The organism is Vibrio sp. Vb1166 (genome assembly GCF_033338695.1).
Lineage (GTDB): Bacteria > Pseudomonadota > Gammaproteobacteria > Enterobacterales > Vibrionaceae > Vibrio > Vibrio alginolyticus.
Genome location: NZ_JAWOTE010000009.1, coordinates 45,182 through 62,962 on the forward strand (window position 1 = coordinate 45,182; position 17,781 = coordinate 62,962).

Consider the following 17,781-nt stretch of genomic DNA (forward strand, 5'->3'; position numbering starts at 1 on the left):
TTAACCTAGTGGTTGTGATTAAAGTTCAACGACAACACTCATTCCCATACGCAGTTCAGGTTCGGGTTGAGCTGGACGAGCTTCTACTTCAAAGGTACGAAGATCAAAACCTTGAGAAGCATCGGTTGCTCTCCACGTTGCAAAGTTACCCATAACGGCAACATGCGTTACTTTGAACTCAACATTTTTATTTAAGGCAGGCAAATAGGCATCAAAGGTTGCTCCTTTTTTAAAGTGTTGAAGGTAATCTTCACGCACATTAAGTGTCGCCCAGGCATCTTCTGTATCTATCACAGTAACAACCGGGAAGCCCTGAGGTGCTAATTCACCACTTTGAAGTAGAACTTGAGAGACTTCGCCGTCAAACCAGCTGTAGATCTGAGTATCTTTCGCGTACGCTTCTACTTCGGCTACGGCACCTGATGCCATGCGCGCTTTTTCCGCCGCAGCCACTTTGGTTTCACTTCTAGCGCCTTCTTTTGCCATTTCGTACATTTGAAACGCAGCACTTTCTGTGTATTTCGCTGCTTGCCACTGAGTTAAAGCTTCATCGCGTTTTTGTTCTGCAACCACGCCATCGTTATAAAGGTTATTCACACGATTGTAGGTTTTTTCCATTAAATTCGCAGCGGCTTTGGCTTTCATCCACTGATCTTTTGCTGCTTGGATTTGTTGCTCACGTGCGCCTTTCTCAGCTTCTTGAGCTAAGGCGTCCGCCGCTTTTTCACCTGCTTTTGCTTGTTCTAACTTCGCTTCAATTTCAGGACTATGAAGGGTAAAAATAAGCTGACCTTTCTCTACATCGTCGCCTTTACGTACCATGACCTCATCAATACGCCCTGGGACTTTTGAGGAAATGCTGTATTGCTGGGCTTCAATTAATCCCTGTAAGCGGATCGGTTCTGGTTGATAGGCTTGGTAAAATTGATACCCAACCCAAGAGGCAACACCCAAAGCACAAAGTGAGAGTAAAACGGGTTTTAGTGATTTAGCTGCCATGATTTATTTCACCTCTTTGGATGTTGAAGCAGGGATATAAGCGGTATTTTGATATTGTTCGAAGCTGTTCATTTCACTGCTCAATGCGAGTAGCTTGGTTAAAGATATTAAATAGCGGAAACGCGCCGCTGAACGTTGTGTTTCTATACTCGCGACATAAAGTTGTGCATCCACAACATCCAGAGAAGACGACAGACCCTGAGTAAATGCTTTTTCACGCAAGCGCAGATTTTCGTTAGCGAGTTCAATGCTAGATGCGAGCCCTTGTACTTCATCAATGGCTTGCTGAGCCTCCAAGTATGTCTTTTGGACTAACAGCGATAAGTCTTGTTTGGCTTGGGACTTTAATGAGTCGACCTGCGAGACGACGCTTTGAGCGGCTTTGACTTTTTCGCTTCGCCCTGATGATTCAATCAGTGGAATGCTGACACCAACACCAACTAACCAGTCAGGCTTCATTTGGCTTGCGAGAGAATCGTCTTCATACAAGCTGTAGTCGCCGTAAAGATAAACTTCAGGGTAGTATTTCCCTTTTTCTGCTTTGATTAAGCTAGAGGCTTGTTTGTGTTTAGCGCTCAGAAGTTCTAACCCCGGATAGGTAAGCAACGTTTGATCGACAAAAGCAGTAAGAGGGGGAAGACTGTCGTTGATAAACAAAGATTCAGCGGGCTCTACGGCATCATCTTGTGCGAGTAATTTACCTAATGCAGCCTGAGCGATACTCAAATCGCTGGCTGCTTTACGTGTTTCTACAGATGCTTTATCTAAAGAAGCCTCGGCTTGCAGGCGCTCAACGTGCGCGATTTGTCCTTGCTCTTCAAGCTTAATGGCAAAATCTCGATGCTTTTTTAGCCCTGCTTCAACCGCTTGCCGCGTTGCGAGTACTTCCTTTGCCAGTACGACAGAAAAGTAGTACTTCGATAAATCTTCAAAACGCGCTTGTTGTTCCATTAGAAGCTGACTTTTCGCCTCATCCGTTTTGCCTTCTGCTGCTGATTGAGCCGCAGAAATTCGACCACCAGTAAAAATTGGCCAAATCGCACGAATAGACGAAGAGAAAATATCGCGCTCGGTTATGGTCGAAGTGGTATTAGCTAAGGCACCAAAAATAGGCTGAAAAGCAGGAGGTACGTTAATGTGTGCTCCTGTGCTGTCTAGGATCTGTTTTCCCGAAAGCGTGATATCGGTATCTAAACGCGTGTAATTCGCGCCAATAGTAACCTGAGGTAAGTTGAGATTGCTGGTGGCACTCTCTTGGTATTGGTAGTTCTCGACGTTTGAGCGTTGAGCTTTGAGAGAATAGTTGTTTTCTAGCAATAGCTGCCATGCGGTATCAAAAGTGATCGGTGCCGCATGACAGGCAAGGGAAATCGAGCTGCTAAGTAAGCCCAGTATCCAAACCTTTCCTGTTTTTTTCATAATGGCTGCTTTGTCGTAGAGTATTAGCTCTAATATAAAGGATTCGTAACTGCGTGTTAAGTAGGAGGGAAAATTGGGCAGTAGTATGCGCCCAGTTATATTTGTGCTGGGCGCGGGAGATGTTACAAATTTATTTCGTATATGGACAGTGAAACTCCGCTCTCCACTCTAGCTGACGAGAACCTCGCATCGTATTCAATAGATCTTTTCCACTCATTTGAGGGAACGATAACAGGACTTTGAGATCAGAAGTACCGCCTCCGTTTTTTTCATAAGCCCTGACGTGTGTAAATGTTGAATACATATTCTCTGACAGCATCGCCTTATTCAGGCATATTCCAAAGGTATCGCGTTCCATGTTTGGTGTTCCTTCTAACTATAAATGCACCTCTGTTTATAGTTTTCCAGTTTTCAGATGGTGTCTAAGTGTTTGTCATATAGTCAGTATTTGTATTTTGTTTTATTTGTGTCCAAACCACTGACGTCAATGTTGAGCTTTTAATAGACTTCCAGCTTCACTGCTTTCAAACCGAAACTCTCATTGGTTTCGTTGATTAAAAATTATACGTTGTAAAGTCTAAAAACGCCTCAAAAACCTCTAAAATCGATGTGATCGCGATCATGATTTTAAGGGCAATTTATGTATGGAATTGAGTATCAGAGAGGAATGCTAAATTTGGTGAATGGTTGTAATTTTATGTTTCAGCTCGTCGATTAATTAACCGTAAACTCTGCGGTTTGTTTGCCTTCCTCACAGATTTATCACCGCGACAACGTCATGCTGTTAACTGAGTGTTAACGTTACGCTCAAGAGTGAATCACAAGGATGTATCAATGAGTTGGAAAACCATCAGCTTTCGTAAGCGGATGCTCATTATTATGACGCTATCGGGGTTGATAGAGCTGTTATTGCTTGTCGCCGCGGGGTTCACTTATCTCAAAATCAATCAAGAGCAAGAAATGGGAGAAAAAGCACTGGGTGTTGCCCGTTTTTTAGCGGACTCAGCGGTTGTTCGTGAAATGATCGAAACCCAAAACCCCCAGCCATACCAACTTCGCTTTCGAGAATTAACCGAAGCCATAGGTGCTGCATTCATCGTTATTGGCGACCATAAGGGAGTACGCTTAATCCACCCTGTTGATGAGCGGTTGGGCAAGCCAATGAGAGGTGGCGACAATCGTCGAGCGCTAGAACGGGGATTGTCTTATGTTTCGACGGCACAGGGCTCGTTAGGTTATTCAGTTCGTGGTAAAGCTGCGATTTTTGACGAGCAAGGGAACATCATTGGTGTGGTTTCGGTTGGCTATTTGCTCGACCGACTGCAAGACCGCATCGAACCATTTTTGGCCTTTTTGATTTTAATGGTCATCGTAGTTGTCGTCGCTAATGCCATTGTATCCAATTATGCGTCGAGAAAGTTTCAGCGCGCCATTTTAGGCTTTGAGCCTGAAGAGATAGGGCGGTTGTACGGCGAATTAGAAGTGACGATGAGCACCATCAAAGAGGGCGTGTTAAGCATTGATGCCCAAGGGATACTTCGCTCGATAAATCGTAGTGCCTGCCAGATTCTCGGTATTGATAGAGAATCAGCGCTCAATAAACCTTTGACTGATACGCTGCGTGATAGCGATCTATATACAGTGTTAGAAAGCGGGCAGGAAGATCATGATATTGAAATATTCCTTAATCATAAGCGCCTGATTGCAAATCGCTCTCCAATTTATGTTGATGGAAAAATCGTGGGGGCGGTATCGAGTTTCCGTTTAAGGGATGAAATCAATGATCTAACCGAGCAGCTATCACAAACCAAGGAGTATGCAGATTTGTTACGTTCGCAAACCCATGAGCATCGAAATAAGCTCAACACCATTAGTGGGCTAGTACAAATGGGTGAACTTGATGCGGTGCAAAAGTTAATTGGACAAGAAACCGCACACTATCAGGCAATGATTGAGTTTTTAAGAGATACCGTTAAAGACCCGCTAATTGCAGGTATGTTGCTTGGAAAAACTGAACGTGCTCGCGAGTTAGGCTTACAACTGGTGGTTGAGGAAGGCAGTCGTCTGGAGCCCCTGCCTGAGTGGCTAAATTCGGAAGACCTAGTCACAATTTTGGGTAATTTGATTGATAACGCTTTCGATGCCACGTTAACTTCAATTCGCGATGAATCAAATGTTGCGTCAGAACGCAGAAATATTGATGTGTCCGTTAGCGATTACGGAAATGAAGTGATACTTGAGGTGATAGATCATGGCTGTGGCCTCCCAAAAACAATGGATCCACAAACATTATTTACAAAAGGCGTTTCGACGAAATCTCGTCAAAATCGAGGTGTTGGGTTACACCTTGTCAATCAGCTTGCTACTCGATATCACGGCCATGTTGAGATGATACCCAATACAAATTATGGGACAAGAATAACGGTGTACTTACCCAAGGAAGAACAATTATGAGTATGGCGACTCGCGTAATGATCATTGAAGATGATCTGGCTATTGCTGAGCTGCACCACAAATACTTAAGCCAACTGACAGGTTTGGAAGTGGTTGGAATTGCGACCACGAGAATGGAAGCAGAAATGCAACTCGACATTCTTAAGCCAGATTTACTATTGATGGATGTCTATCTTCCCGATGGCACAGGGCTTGAGATACTAAATACACTGCGTGCAAGTAACCAAACGTGTGATGTCATTTTGATTACAGCCGCAAGGGATGTCGATACGTTACAACAGGCGATGAGGGGTGGCGTTGTCGATTACCTGTTAAAACCAGTGATGTTTCCACGTTTAGATGCCGCACTGAAAAAGTATGTGTCCCAACGCCAACAACTAGACATCGTAGAGAGTTTGGATCAGAACCTCGTTGATAAAATGCTGCAGTCTCACGCCAATCAAGACAACTTGCCGAACCGATTACCAAAAGGGATTGATGGTGTAACCCTAGACAAGATCAGAGAGTTGTTCCCAAATGGAAGTGCGCTGACCGCTGATGAGGCAGGTGAAAAAATCGGAGTGAGTCGAACAACCGCTAGACGTTATCTTGAGTTTCTTATTAGTACTGGTGAACTAGAGGCTGATTTAAACTATGGGTCGGTAGGTAGGCCAGAAAGGTGCTATAAAAAAGTGACACGGTAGCGTTTACATTGATGCTCTATGCAAAATAAAAAGCGATGGCTTGTTTTAGAAACCATCGCTTTACAAATTACTGCTGTTCCGCTCTAAGAGGTTAGAAGTTGTATTCTAACTTCGCTTCGATAGAGCGCTCAGCGCCAAACCAACAGTTATTTTTGTCGTAACAAGAATAGTATTCTTTATCGAATAGATTGCTTGCAGAAAGCGTGACGCTAGCCCCTTTCATTGATTCAGATACCGTTGAGAAATCGTAACTTGCTGCTAAATCAAACAAGGTGTAGTCCGGTACGTTTTGACTATTCTGTGCATCAATTTGTGCTTCTCCGACATAGCGAACGCCAGCACTGGTACGAAGGCCTGAAAGATTTCCTTCAAAGAAGTAATTGGCCCATAGAGAGGCCGTTTGCTCAGGTACCCAAACCGGCGTTTTACCTTCTTGGTTGTAATAACTGTCCTCGGTAATCTCCATATCGGTATATGTATAGCCTAGAGTGAAATCAGCTTGTGCTGTGGCTTGCCATTTTGCCTCAAGTTCAATACCTTGTGATACCACTTCGCCCGCTTGATAGTTCGGTGCATATGGATTATTCGGATCGGTCAAGATCGCGTTTTTCTTCGTAATATGGAAGAGTGCTAAGTTACCTGAGATATCACCAGATAATGGGGCGTATTTAAAGCCTAACTCCCATTGATGACCGGTTGATGGCTCAAATGCTTTACCAGAAGAGTCGGCACCCGCAATTGGCTCAAAACTTTCCGAGTAAGTAAGATATGGCGAGAGACCAAAGTCTAGCTCATACAAACCACCGACTCGGAAAGATACGTTGGTATCGTCTAACTCTTCCTTGCTGTTGGATACTGCTCCTAGATAATCGCTAACGGCGTCTGTATTTGAATCGTATTTATCCCAACGAAGACCTGCAATCATTACAAGTTGGTCGTAACGAACTTGATCTTGGAAATAAACGCCAATCTGCTTCGTTTTGATATCTAAGTTTTGTTTGTATTGGAAATTCAGTGCATTACGATCAATGCTGTTGTGGTCAGGATTAAAAATGTCCTGAGTTAGCGAATACCCAAGCGTGTCTTTGTATTTTACATCTGAATCTAGATACTGATAATCAAGCCCGAACAATAAGTTATGTTCAAAATTTCCTGTTTTAACGTAGCCAGATAGTTGGTTGTCAATCACAAAGGATTTGGATTTTTCATCAGTTAAATAGGCATTTCGACCAACGGTACGGTTATCCGCTTCAAGTGCACCGTTATATGTGTTTTCCTGATAGGCATCGGCGGTCATGTAGCGGGCATTCTGTAGAAATTGCCAATTGTTGTTAAAGTCGTGTTGGACTTTGTAACCCATCATCAGAACTTCGCGTTCGTAAGTGTTCCAGTCCTCATCCCCTAAATAAGTGCTTGGTGACATCGAGCCAAGTGGGTTTTTAATCACTGAGCCAGACGCAGGCACAGTCGTGTAGATACCTGCTGATGGATCATTTTGATAGTAAACATTCACGTTCACTAATGTGCTTTCTGTCGCTTGCCAATTGAAAGATGGGGCGAGTACGTAACGTTCGTCTTCAGACGTATCGGCTTGACCATCTCGCTGTTTTGCCAGGCCGACGATACGGTAATCAACATTAGAATCACCAACTTGTCCTGTGGTGTCGAACGTCAGTTCTTTTAGGCTGTTAGTCCCTGTACTAATCGAGACAGAGTGCGAGGGTGTTGACTGAGGCGCCTTGGCGATAATGTTGACCATACCTCCTGGTGGAATATTGCCGTAAAGAACAGACGTTGGCCCTTTAAAAACCTCGATTTGCTCAAGAGCAACGGAATCGACCTGCGGTTGAAGGTTCCAACCGTTGTACAGCAAAGGAAGACCATCATAAAAGTTGGTGTAGTTAATAAAACCACGAATATTGAATAGGTCAAGTCGGGAAACGGCACCGCCACGCAATTCTGTATTTACGCCAGGTGCATAACGCAATGCTTCGCTCACCGAGTTTACGCCGCGCAGGTCCATGTCATCTTTAGTGATTACCGTGATCGCTTGCGGTGTTTCCTCCGGTTCTAAAACGGTTTTAGTTGCGGTGTTTCGGTATGTTTCTCCTAGCACCGTAATCGTTTCGTGTTGGGATGTGCTCTCAGTTGCATTGGCGTGGCCAGCGAGCAATGCGGATACGACGATAGCAACCGCTGAACGATGAAATCGAATCGGACTTTCCATATTTATAAATTCCACTACTTTTTCTATTTATTGATAATGATTGTTATTTGTATTCTATATTCAAAGAAATAGGAAAAGTTAACAATTTGGTGCAAAACACTAATCTTTGGAACTTATTCTTCTGTTCTTAGGTTTTAAAGATAGCGAGTCGTTTGGCTCTACAGGAATCCAATACTGCATTTGTGCTTGTTCGCTATCAACATCATAACCTTCTGGATAAAGCTCTAACTCATAACCATCGATAGCATGATAATTAGAGTAGGGTAGCCAATGTAAAATAAACCATTCCAGCGTTGAGGCGAGCTCTGATGCTTTGCCTATGTGTGTAATGACGGCGTAGGTTTGCTCAGGAACAGCCAAGAGGTCTAACCCCGAGTTGGAAGAGTTCGTTGATCTTGGTGCGTTTGCTGTTGGACTGCACTCATAACCTGCCCAATACTCAAGTTGTTGGTTGTTTGAATACGCTTGAGTCACATCAATCACGCCAAAGTAACTACTTTCCGAATTGTTAAGGTTTTCAGATGAATAAAGACGTGACCAAAGTGACGGTACTTTGGATTGGAAATCGGGCGTAGCGGAAAACAATCCGTGAATAGGTTCATGATAACCAGCAAGTTCAAAAGCCGGTTTTGTTTCTATTCGAACTTCAATAAAGCGCTGATGTTTTTTCTCTTCTTCTGGTGTCTTACGCAGCGTCAAAGGTTGCCTCAACCCGGAGAGTTGTTGCGTTTTTCGATATTCGCGGGGGCTTTTTGAAAACATATTCCTGAACGCACGGCTAAATGCGTGTTCAGATGTAAATCCCATTTCTATCGCTATATCTAACGAGCGGTCAGAAGTATGGATTAAGCGCTCAGCCGCAAGGCTAAGTTTAAGCTCTCTGATGTAGTGAGCGACCGATACGCCAGTGTGTTGTTGAAATACGCGTTGCAGTTGCCAGCGCGACCAACAACTTGCTTTCGATATTTCATCTACGCTCAGAGTGCTGTCTAAGTTGGTGTGAATGTAGTCAAGCACCGATTGTATTCGGTTTATGGGATGTGGGTTAATGGCGCTTGATTTCATGGCGTTCTACTTTCACATTAATAGTGATTTCATTATCTTTAATTGAGTATCATTATCAATAGGGTGATGAAATAAAAAGTAAGTAACACAGATCACGATAAAACTGTAATGGATTGCAAGGATGAGTAATTATTGCCCATATTAGAGTTTTTGCTTAAATTTTGGAGCGTTCAGATGAAACTTTTTTTATCAATAAAATACAATCGCTTATGACGTTTTGTGCAACTTATTTAAACGTTTGCACTGGCAAGTGTTGATGTAAATCAAATAGTCGTAGACAATATTGCCCCGTGTCGGACTCTCCTCCAGCGAGTACAGTGTGTACTTTTGAGACATAAGTGACTTAAATGACCTCAATACGTCGTGTTTCCAAGAATCGGAAATGCAACTTCTTGAGGTTCTTTGGGCCCATAGACTTTACCTATCAACGTAATAGGTAAGACCAATTTTCTATTTTGAGGTGCCATTGATAGGGTTGGCTCATTCTCTAGCCGTATCCGGGCACACAATAAGTACCTCGTTTTTAAGGGAAAGATGATGGTAATACCAGAAAACAGCAGCATCGTTATTTTTGGTGCTTCAGGTGACCTTACGTACCGTAAGCTCATTCCTGCTTTATACCACCTCTACGCGAACAAGCAGCTTCCAGAGAATTTTGCCATTCTGGGTGTAAGTCGCACTGAATACAGTGATGAGTCTTACCGCGCGAAGCTGAAAAAATCGCTTCAGGAAATGGAAAAGACTGAGCCAGAAACGCTTGATGCATTTATTAACCATCTGCACTACCAAGCAATTAATACTTCTGACACACAAGATTACGGTAAGCTATCTTCTCGCTTAGACCAACTTGCGGACGAATATCAATTCGAGCAACGCAATACGCTTTTTTACTTAGCAACCCCACCAAGTTTATACAGTGTGATCCCTGCAAGTCTTGCAGCACATGGTCTTAACAGTGAAGAGGATGGCTGGAAACGCCTGATCATTGAGAAACCATTCGGCTATGATCTTGAATCGGCGCGTATTCTGGACAAAGAAATTCACGAGCACTTCCAAGAGCATCAAATCTACCGAATTGACCATTACTTAGGTAAAGAAACGGTACAAAACCTACTTGTGCTTCGTTTCTCTAATGCGATGTTTGAGCCGCTTTGGAACCGTAACTTCATTGATTACGTTGAAATCACAGGCGCAGAATTCCTTGGCGTAGAGGAGCGTGGTGGTTACTACGACAACTCTGGTGCTGTGCGCGACATGTTCCAAAACCACTTGCTACAAGTATTAGCAATGGTAGGTATGGAACCACCAGCGCAAATCAATGCAGACTCGATGCGTGATGAAGTGGTAAAAGTGCTTCAATGCCTAAAGCCATTAGACGAAAACGCTCTGCGCAACGATCTAGTATTAGGCCAATACACGGCGTCTGAAGTTCGTGGGCAAAGCCTACGCGGCTACCGTGAAGAACCGGGAGTTGCAGACGATTCTCGTACAGAGACTTACATCGGTTTGAAAGCGTACATCAACAACTGGCGTTGGAATGGCGTGCCATTTTACGTGCGTACTGGTAAGCGTCTTCCAACACGCGTTACTGAGGTGGTTATCCACTTTAAACAAACACCGCATCCTGTGTTTGGTCAAAACGCACCAGAAAACAAGCTGATCATTCGTATTCAACCAGACGAAGGCATTCAAATGAGCTTTGGCTTGAAAGAGCCAGGCGCAGGCTTTGAAGCGAAGGAAGTGAAAATGAACTTCCATTACGCTGACTTGCAAGAAACGCAAATGCTAACGGCATACGAGCGCCTTCTACTTGATGCTTTGAATGGTGATGCTACGCTATTTGCACGTAGTGATGCGGTGGAAGCGTGCTGGCAATACGTACAGCCAATCTTAGATTTTAAGCAAGATCCACAATCCCTCTTCGGGTACGCATGCGGCACTTGGGGACCTAAAGAGTCAGATGACTTGTTACAGCGTGATGGCCGCGCTTGGCGTTTCCCATGTAAAAACTTAACAGATACGGATTACTGTGAACTATGATCAACCATAAGATCTACCAAACAGCAGAACAGGTAGTTGAAAGCCTAGCTAACGATATGAAAGCGTTTAGCGAAATGGGCAGACCTGTTCACATCTCTCTTTCTGGCGGCAGCACTCCTAAAATGCTGTTTAAACTACTGGCTTCAGAGGCTTACGCAACCTCCATTCAATGGGAAAACCTCCACTTTTGGTGGGGTGACGAACGTTGTGTTGCCCCTGACGATGCAGAAAGCAACTACGGTGAAGCGAACACGTTGTTGTTTAGCCAAGTAAATATTCCTGCAGAAAACATTCACCGCATCCGTGGCGAAGATGAGCCTAAAGCAGAAGCCGAGCGCTTTGCAAAAGAGATGGCAGAGGTGATCCCGAGTGAAAAGGGCACACCTGTGTTTGACTGGATCTTATTAGGCGTTGGTGCAGATGGTCATACAGCTTCTCTGTTCCCTGGCCAAACGAATTATGATGATGCGAACCTATCTCTTGTGGCGTCGCATCCTGAATCGGGCCAACTTCGTGTGTCGAAAACCGCACGCGTATTAGAAGCAGCGAAACGCATTAGTTACTTAGTGCTTGGTGCAGGAAAAGCGGACATTGTTGAAGAAATTAACAGTTCACCAGCACACGCACTGCCATACCCTGCGGCTAAAATTCAAGCGAAATCGGGCCTAACGGAATGGTATTTAGATTTAGACGCGGCAGCAAAAATTGCTTAAGACGCTGCTCGTCGATGAAATAAAATTGGAGAGAAACAATGAAAGGTGATATCGGTGTAATTGGCCTAGCAGTAATGGGTCAAAACCTTATCCTAAACATGAACGATCACGGTTTTAAAGTGGTTGCTCACAACCGTACTGCTGCTAAAGTAGACGAGTTCCTGGAAGGTCCAGCAAAAGGCACGAACATCATCGGTGCATACTCTCTAGAAGAACTAGTAGAGAAGCTAGAAACGCCGCGTAAAGTAATGTTGATGGTTCGCGCTGGTGACGTTGTAGACAAGTTCATCGAAGCGCTAGTACCTCTGCTAGACAAAGGCGACATCATTATTGACGGTGGTAACACTAACTACCCAGATACAAACCGTCGTGTTGCTGCACTACGTGAAAAAGGTATCCACTTCATCGGTACTGGTGTATCTGGTGGTGAAGAAGGTGCGCGCTTCGGTCCATCTATCATGCCTGGCGGTGCTGCTGAAGCATGGGAAGCGGTTAAGCCTATCTTCCAAGGTATCGCTGCGAAAACTGACGCTGGTGAGCCATGTTGTGACTGGGTTGGTAACGACGGTGCTGGTCACTTCGTTAAGATGGTACACAACGGTATCGAATACGGTGACATGCAGCTTATCACAGAAGCTTACCAGTTCATGAAAGACGGTCTTGGTATGTCTGCTGACGAGATGCAAGCAGTATTCGCTGATTGGAACAAGACTGAACTAGACAGCTACCTTGTTGAAATCACGGCTGACATCCTTGGCTACAAAGATGAAGACGGTGAGCCTCTCGTTGAGAAGATCCTAGACACAGCAGGCCAAAAAGGTACTGGTAAATGGACTGGTATTAACGCACTAGACCTAGGTATTCCACTAACACTTATCTCTGAGTCTGTATTCTCTCGTTGTCTATCTGCACTGAAAGACCAACGTGTTGAAGCTGAATCTCTATTCGGTAAGACAATCACTCCTGTTGAAGGCGACAAGCAAGAGTGGGTTGATGCACTACGTCAAGCGCTACTAGCTTCTAAGATCATCTCTTACGCTCAAGGCTTCATGCTAATGCGCGAAGCATCGAACGAGAACGGTTGGGACCTAAACTACGGTAACGTAGCCCTAATGTGGCGTGGTGGTTGTATCATCCGCTCTGCGTTCCTAGGCAACATCCGTGATGCGTACGAAGCGAACCCAGACATCGCATTCCTTGGTTCTGATGAGTACTTCAAAAACATCCTACAAGGCAGCCTAGCAGCATGGCGTAAAGTAGCAGCGAAATCTCTAGAGTCTGGTATCCCAATGCCATGTACGATTTCTGCGCTATCTTTCCTAGACGGTTACACAACAGCTCGTCTACCAGCGAACCTGCTTCAAGCTCAACGTGACTACTTCGGTGCTCACACTTATGAGCGCATTGACCGTCCACGTGGTGAATTCTTCCACACTAACTGGACTGGTACAGGCGGCGACACAGCGTCTACAACTTACGACGTGTAATCGTTTTAAGTAAACCGAATAAATATAAAGATATAAAGGGATGCCCAAGTGGCATCCTTTTTTGTGTTTGCTTTTACGGAACTTCGAGAGCGCCTAGGCGCTCTTTTCAGTGGTCGTTTTCTTGTTTTGATAAAACCTGTCTTTTAGGTAGAGAATTGCACTGACCACAAGAGCCACTAAAGAAACAGTAAATAGGGCGTACATGCTGAGAATCCATGCGAATGTGGCCGTCAAGAATGCGATGAAGGAAAACATCCTGCTGAAAGACATCACATGGCCAAGTTTGTTACTTTTCATAAACGCCTCCCGAAGCTAAGTGGGGATAGACAATTGTGGTCATATGCCACACTTTTAATTGTCTGCTCTTTTGGGGCGTTTCACACAAAAAAGTGGCTAAAGATTTCTCAAAAAAGGTGAAATATTGAACTGGTAGACAAATCGTTAAACTGAGTTGCACAGATATGACTTCGGTTGTCTATCACTTCAAAGTTTTTAACTACGCAGATTAAGGGCATGTAGCGTTATTATTATCGTATTCGAACTCTACGATACACAATTGCAAGTGAACCTACACTCGTAAGCTCATCCCTGTCGTCAGTTACAGTAAAAGCTTTTTTCTCTTTTTAACAATACCTTAGTAATTACGGGCAACTAAATCCGTTTTTCGATCGAAACTCAGATTGCACAAAAGGTGAAAAAGAGTGCTAGGTAAGCCTTTAAACTACGCCTATAATTAGCGCCCACATGGAGGATGTTTATTATATGAACATCCTTTATTTTTTGAAACTAGCAACAAGGATCCAGTAAAACATGTTTTTCTGGTTTTGTTTACGTCGACCAAGAAGGTAATTAACACAGCAAATTGAGGTTCTAAGATGACTCTTAACAAGTACTTTGTTTTCATTCCAGCAGAATTGGAACAGGAAATGCACAAGGACAATCAAGTGATCTCTGAGAAGGAAACTCAACGTCAGGCATTAGTAAAACAGGCGCAACAACAAGGCGGCCTGTAAGCTAGGTTTCAAAGAGAAAGAGCACCGCAACGGTGCTCTTTTTGTATCTGAGGTCGTAGAATTAACTTAATATGCCAAGGCTTTTCAACTTTCTGTAAATGGTATTTCGGCTCACACCAAGCATACGAGACGTTTTGCTAATGTTCCCCTGGTTGGCTTGATATGTTTTGAGTAACTTATCTTCGACGGTTGCACGCAGTTCTGAAGTTGGTTCAGCGGATGCAGCCCCTTCTTGAGCTTGGCTGAGTTTCTTACTTAGATGGGCTGGGACGTGTGTGAGTTCCAATATTTCTTCACCTTGCGCCATTAAGGCGGATACTTTGATTAAACTATCGAGTTCACGCAAATTTCCTGGCCATGAGTAAGACAGCATCAGAGAAAGTAGGTGAGGGCAAAGCTGTTGTTCAGATTCGGCGTGACGCCGATGAATGTTCTCAATCAGTTGTCGTTTATCTTCACGCTCCTCAAAGCGAGGTAGCTCAATGATCAAGCCATTAAGGCGATAATACAAATCTTGGCGGAACAATCCTTCGCTGACCAAATGTTCCAGATCTTTATGCGTGGCTGCAATGATTTGCGTATCGACTTGAATACTTTGGTTTGAACCCACGGGAAGCACGGTTTTATCTTGCAATACATGGAGCAAGCGGCTTTGAGCTTCCAAGGGTAAATCTGCGATTTCATCCAGAAACAAAATCCCTTTGTGTGCTTGGCGAATTTTTCCCTGATAGCCTTTGCTGTTTGCGCCAGTAAAGGCACCGGCTACGTAGCCAAACAATTCAGATTCAACCAAGTCTTTTGGTAAAGCTCCGCAGTTAACGGAAACCAACGGTCCCGTTTTTCTCTGGCTGTTTTTATGGAGTGCTTTTACAAACTCGTTTTTGCCAACACCAGTCTCTCCGAGAATCAACAAACTGATGTCTTTATCGATGACGCGATTAGCTTGCTGCCAACAGTGCTCAACAGCGGAGTCGCCATAATGAAGATCATTGGACGCCGCTACAGCACGAGACTTGACCTTGCTATCTTTATCGGTAAGCGGTTTTGTTTTGAAAACGAAAGGGTGCTCATTTCCCCGAGTGGATAGAATGTCGTCTAAGGATTGCCCAATGATACTTTTTTGCGCAAAAAGTTGAGAGGCTACTTGATTGTGAGCCAAAACTTGTCCGTCTTCATTTGCAATGATAATTCCTTGCCAACCACTATTCAGTAAACCTTTTTCGCACGCTAAATCCACACGAATATGCCCTTGTGGAATCAAGTTAAGTAGTTGATTCTCCACTTGCTGGACCATGTTTTGTACTAGTACTTGCGTTGAGAAGTCATGTCTCTTTTGCTCGCTTGTAATATCTAATACGCCAATGAGGTTACCAAGATGATCGAAAATAGGATTAGCCGAACAGCTAATAAAACGATGGTGTTGGATAAAGTGCTGATCACCAATAACAGAAACGGGCTTTGCTTCAACCAAAGCTGTACCAATCGCGTTGGTGCCTTTGACCTTTTCTTGCCAGCATGCTCCAGAGCTTAGCGAGATTTCCGTTAACTTTTCACGAAATCTAGGCTGTCCCCAACTGCCGATGATGACACCATCTGAATCCGTCAAAATTAAGCGACTGTCGCTATGAGCAAATAGCTGATTAAACAAAGGGAGCGCAAATTGAGTGACTGCCTCTAGCAAAAAATTGAGTTGGTGACGCCTATCTTGGAGCGTTGCTGGCGTTACTCGAATATCTTCAGGGCGTCGACGCTGTTTTAAACCCGCTTGTTCACTTCTGACCCATGAAGTTGAAAGCCAATTGTTATCGCTAATATGTTGAAGTTCCATGACTGTACCATTTTGTCACAGTGAGGGTGTGCCATTTTGGAACACTTGAACATTGGTGTTCACACCATACATCCGCTCAAACGTCGCTCACTTGGTTTGTTATCGCTTGGTAATCATAGTTTTACATTTGATTAACAACAAGTGTGGTGTAGTTGGCGTGTGACTTGCGTAATGCTCTTTGTGAACAGTGCGATACGACACTGCAATAACACATTGAACGAGAAACAAAAGGAAGAGTTATGATCTATGCACAGCCAGGTAGTGAAAATGCCATTGTTAACTTTAAATCGCATTACGATAACTTTATCGGTGGGGAATGGGTAAAACCAACGGGTGGTGAGTACTTTGACAATATCTCACCAATCAACGGACAAGCGTATTGTAAAGTTGCTCGCTCTGGCGAGGAAGATATTAATTTAGCACTGGATGCCGCGCACAACATCAGAGCAAAATGGGCCAAAACCAGCGTGACAGAACGTTCGAACATCTTGCTGAAAATTGCTGACCGTATTGAGCAGCATCTAGAAGAGCTTGCAGTTGCAGAAACTTGGGAAAACGGCAAACCAGTTCGCGAAACCTTGGCGGCAGATTTACCTTTAGTAGTGGATCACTTCCGTTACTTCGCTGGCTGTATTCGCTCGCAAGAAGGCAGTGCGGCAGAACTGGATGAGCACACCGCAAGCTACCACTTCCCAGAACCGATTGGTGTGGTTGGTCAAATAATTCCGTGGAACTTCCCAATGTTGATGGCGGCTTGGAAACTAGCACCGGCACTAGCGGCGGGTTGCTGTGTGGTATTGAAGCCAGCAGAGCAAACCCCAACATCCATTCTGGTTCTGATGGAAAAAATCGGTGACCTTCTTCCTCCTGGTGTCATCAACGTTGTAAACGGATATGGTTCTGAAGCGGGTCAAGCATTAGCAACCAGCAACCGCATTGCGAAACTCGCGTTTACCGGGTCTACGCAAGTTGGCAACCACATTCTGAAATGTGCAGCAGACAACTTGATCCCATCGACAGTTGAGTTAGGTGGTAAATCTCCAAACATCTACTTCTCAGATATCTTCGATTACGAAGATGAGTATCTTGATAAGTGTATCGAAGGTACGTTACTTGGTTTCTTCAACCAAGGTGAAGTTTGTACCTGTCCATCTCGCGTACTGGTTCATGAAGCGATTTATGACAAGTTTGTAGAGAAACTGACGGAACGCGCACATCTGATTAAACAAGGTAATCCGCTCGATACCGATACTCAAGTTGGTGCTCAGGCTTCTCAAGAACAGTTTGATAAGATTTTAAGTTACCTGGAAATCGGCCGTGAAGAAGGCGCAAAAGTGGTCTTTGGTGGTGGAGTGTCAGAACAGCCAGAGTCTATCAACCAGGGGTACTACATTCAGCCAACCATGTTGGAAGGCCACAACAAGATGCGAATCTTCCAAGAAGAAATCTTTGGCCCAGTGATTGCTATCACCAAATTTAAAGATGAGGCTGAAGCGTTGGAAATCGCAAACGACACCGAATATGGCTTAGGCGCAGGTGTTTGGACACGTGATGCGAACGTCGCATATCGTATGGGCCGTAATATTGAAGCTGGTCGAATCTGGATTAACTGTTACCACGCTTACCCTGCACACGCAGCGTTCGGTGGTTACAAAAAATCGGGTATCGGGCGCGAAACGCACAAGATGATGCTGGATCACTACCAGAATACTAAGAACTTGCTGATTAGCTACAGCATCGACCCGTTAGGCTTCTTCTAGTGAAACTAAGTAATTAATAGAGAAAAAGCAGTATGAATCAAAACCCCGAATCTTCGGGGTTTTGTATTAGCGTGAGCTTGTCGGCTGAAGGTT

14 protein-coding genes are annotated in these 17,781 nt (G+C 44.2%); 7 read left to right on the top strand and 7 right to left on the bottom strand.

Annotation, left to right across the window (positions count from 1 at the left end):
• Positions 1 to 18 precede the first annotated feature (18 nt).
• The 3 genes from R7E51_RS11375 to R7E51_RS11385 form a co-directional block, all read right to left on the bottom strand.
• A complete protein-coding gene (locus R7E51_RS11375) occupies positions 19 to 999 on the bottom strand; it encodes an HlyD family secretion protein (protein WP_054575051.1) in 981 nt (326 codons plus the stop codon).
• A 3-nt stretch (positions 1,000 to 1,002) separates the two neighbouring features.
• Complete coding sequence (locus R7E51_RS11380; protein WP_104975368.1) at positions 1,003 to 2,418, bottom strand: TolC family protein; 1,416 nt, start codon at positions 2,416 to 2,418, stop codon at positions 1,003 to 1,005.
• A 130-nt stretch (positions 2,419 to 2,548) separates the two neighbouring features.
• Positions 2,549 to 2,776 carry a hypothetical protein gene (locus R7E51_RS11385; RefSeq protein ID WP_005377125.1) on the bottom strand — a complete coding sequence of 76 codons (228 nt, stop codon included), beginning with the start codon at positions 2,774 to 2,776 and terminating at the stop codon, positions 2,549 to 2,551.
• A 476-nt stretch (positions 2,777 to 3,252) separates the two neighbouring features.
• Between R7E51_RS11385 and R7E51_RS11390 the strand changes: the two genes are divergently transcribed.
• On the top strand, positions 3,253 to 4,872 hold the full coding sequence (locus R7E51_RS11390; RefSeq protein WP_104975367.1) for an ATP-binding protein: 1,620 nt from the start codon (positions 3,253 to 3,255) through the stop codon (positions 4,870 to 4,872).
• A complete protein-coding gene (locus R7E51_RS11395) occupies positions 4,869 to 5,555 on the top strand; it encodes a response regulator (protein WP_017821355.1) in 687 nt (228 codons plus the stop codon). The genes R7E51_RS11390 and R7E51_RS11395 overlap by 4 nt, the downstream gene beginning before the upstream one ends.
• A 91-nt stretch (positions 5,556 to 5,646) precedes the next feature.
• On the opposite strand, the gene R7E51_RS11400 is transcribed toward R7E51_RS11395, so the two are convergent.
• Positions 5,647 to 7,782 (bottom strand): TonB-dependent siderophore receptor, encoded by a 2,136-nt coding sequence (locus tag R7E51_RS11400; protein WP_064353992.1) that lies wholly within the window; start codon positions 7,780 to 7,782, stop codon positions 5,647 to 5,649.
• 99 nt (positions 7,783 to 7,881) lie between these two features.
• Positions 7,882 to 8,847, bottom strand: a complete 966-nt coding sequence (locus R7E51_RS11405) for a helix-turn-helix domain-containing protein (protein ID WP_005387160.1) — start codon at positions 8,845 to 8,847, stop codon at positions 7,882 to 7,884.
• A gap of 537 nt (positions 8,848 to 9,384) precedes the next feature.
• Here R7E51_RS11405 and zwf point away from each other — a divergent pair.
• The 3 genes from zwf to gnd are packed head-to-tail and all read left to right on the top strand — an operon-like array spanning position 9,385 to position 13,087.
• Entirely contained in the window at positions 9,385 to 10,887 is a 1,503-nt protein-coding gene (gene zwf / locus R7E51_RS11410) for a glucose-6-phosphate dehydrogenase (RefSeq protein ID WP_017634563.1), read from the top strand.
• Positions 10,884 to 11,600 carry a 6-phosphogluconolactonase gene (gene pgl / locus R7E51_RS11415; protein WP_206958210.1) on the top strand — a complete coding sequence of 239 codons (717 nt, stop codon included), beginning with the start codon at positions 10,884 to 10,886 and terminating at the stop codon, positions 11,598 to 11,600. Before zwf ends, pgl begins: the two co-directional genes overlap by 4 nt.
• 38 nt (positions 11,601 to 11,638) lie before the next feature.
• Positions 11,639 to 13,087 carry a decarboxylating NADP(+)-dependent phosphogluconate dehydrogenase gene (gene gnd / locus R7E51_RS11420; protein ID WP_005377160.1) on the top strand — a complete coding sequence of 483 codons (1,449 nt, stop codon included), beginning with the start codon at positions 11,639 to 11,641 and terminating at the stop codon, positions 13,085 to 13,087.
• A 93-nt stretch (positions 13,088 to 13,180) separates the two neighbouring features.
• On the opposite strand, the gene R7E51_RS11425 is transcribed toward gnd, so the two are convergent.
• The gene (locus R7E51_RS11425; protein WP_005377162.1) at positions 13,181 to 13,384 is read right to left on the bottom strand and encodes a hypothetical protein; all 204 of its coding nucleotides are present in this window, start codon (positions 13,382 to 13,384) and stop codon (positions 13,181 to 13,183) included.
• A 578-nt stretch (positions 13,385 to 13,962) separates the two neighbouring features.
• Between R7E51_RS11425 and R7E51_RS11430 the strand changes: the two genes are divergently transcribed.
• Positions 13,963 to 14,100, top strand: a complete 138-nt coding sequence (locus tag R7E51_RS11430) for a hypothetical protein (RefSeq protein WP_005377165.1) — start codon at positions 13,963 to 13,965, stop codon at positions 14,098 to 14,100.
• A 61-nt stretch (positions 14,101 to 14,161) separates the two neighbouring features.
• On the opposite strand, the gene R7E51_RS11435 is transcribed toward R7E51_RS11430, so the two are convergent.
• A complete protein-coding gene (locus R7E51_RS11435; RefSeq protein ID WP_017821352.1) occupies positions 14,162 to 15,928 on the bottom strand; it encodes a sigma-54-dependent Fis family transcriptional regulator in 1,767 nt (588 codons plus the stop codon).
• Positions 15,929 to 16,167: 239 nt separating this feature from the next.
• Here R7E51_RS11435 and exaC point away from each other — a divergent pair, with 239 nt between their 5' ends.
• Positions 16,168 to 17,688 carry an acetaldehyde dehydrogenase ExaC gene (exaC, locus tag R7E51_RS11440; RefSeq protein ID WP_017821351.1) on the top strand — a complete coding sequence of 507 codons (1,521 nt, stop codon included), beginning with the start codon at positions 16,168 to 16,170 and terminating at the stop codon, positions 17,686 to 17,688.
• The last annotated feature ends 93 nt before the right edge of the window (positions 17,689 to 17,781 follow it).

Bases quoted from the DNA above. Each gene is read 5' to 3' on its own strand.
- R7E51_RS11390 (WP_104975367.1), top strand. From the start codon at position 3,253: ATGAGTTGGAAAACCATCAGCTTTCGTAAGCGGATGCTCATTATTATG.
- R7E51_RS11380 (WP_104975368.1), bottom strand. From the start codon at position 2,418: ATGAAAAAAACAGGAAAGGTTTGGATACTGGGCTTACTTAGCAGCTCG.
- exaC (WP_017821351.1), top strand. From the start codon at position 16,168: ATGATCTATGCACAGCCAGGTAGTGAAAATGCCATTGTTAACTTTAAA.
- R7E51_RS11375 (WP_054575051.1), bottom strand. From the start codon at position 999: ATGGCAGCTAAATCACTAAAACCCGTTTTACTCTCACTTTGTGCTTTG.
- R7E51_RS11395 (WP_017821355.1), top strand. From the start codon at position 4,869: ATGAGTATGGCGACTCGCGTAATGATCATTGAAGATGATCTGGCTATT.
- R7E51_RS11435 (WP_017821352.1), bottom strand. From the start codon at position 15,928: ATGGAACTTCAACATATTAGCGATAACAATTGGCTTTCAACTTCATGG.
- R7E51_RS11405 (WP_005387160.1), bottom strand. From the start codon at position 8,847: ATGAAATCAAGCGCCATTAACCCACATCCCATAAACCGAATACAATCG.
- R7E51_RS11425 (WP_005377162.1), bottom strand. From the start codon at position 13,384: ATGAAAAGTAACAAACTTGGCCATGTGATGTCTTTCAGCAGGATGTTT.
- R7E51_RS11400 (WP_064353992.1), bottom strand. From the start codon at position 7,782: ATGGAAAGTCCGATTCGATTTCATCGTTCAGCGGTTGCTATCGTCGTA.
- R7E51_RS11385 (WP_005377125.1), bottom strand. From the start codon at position 2,776: ATGGAACGCGATACCTTTGGAATATGCCTGAATAAGGCGATGCTGTCA.
- gnd (WP_005377160.1), top strand. From the start codon at position 11,639: ATGAAAGGTGATATCGGTGTAATTGGCCTAGCAGTAATGGGTCAAAAC.
- zwf (WP_017634563.1), top strand. From the start codon at position 9,385: ATGGTAATACCAGAAAACAGCAGCATCGTTATTTTTGGTGCTTCAGGT.
- R7E51_RS11430 (WP_005377165.1), top strand. From the start codon at position 13,963: ATGACTCTTAACAAGTACTTTGTTTTCATTCCAGCAGAATTGGAACAG.
- pgl (WP_206958210.1), top strand. From the start codon at position 10,884: ATGATCAACCATAAGATCTACCAAACAGCAGAACAGGTAGTTGAAAGC.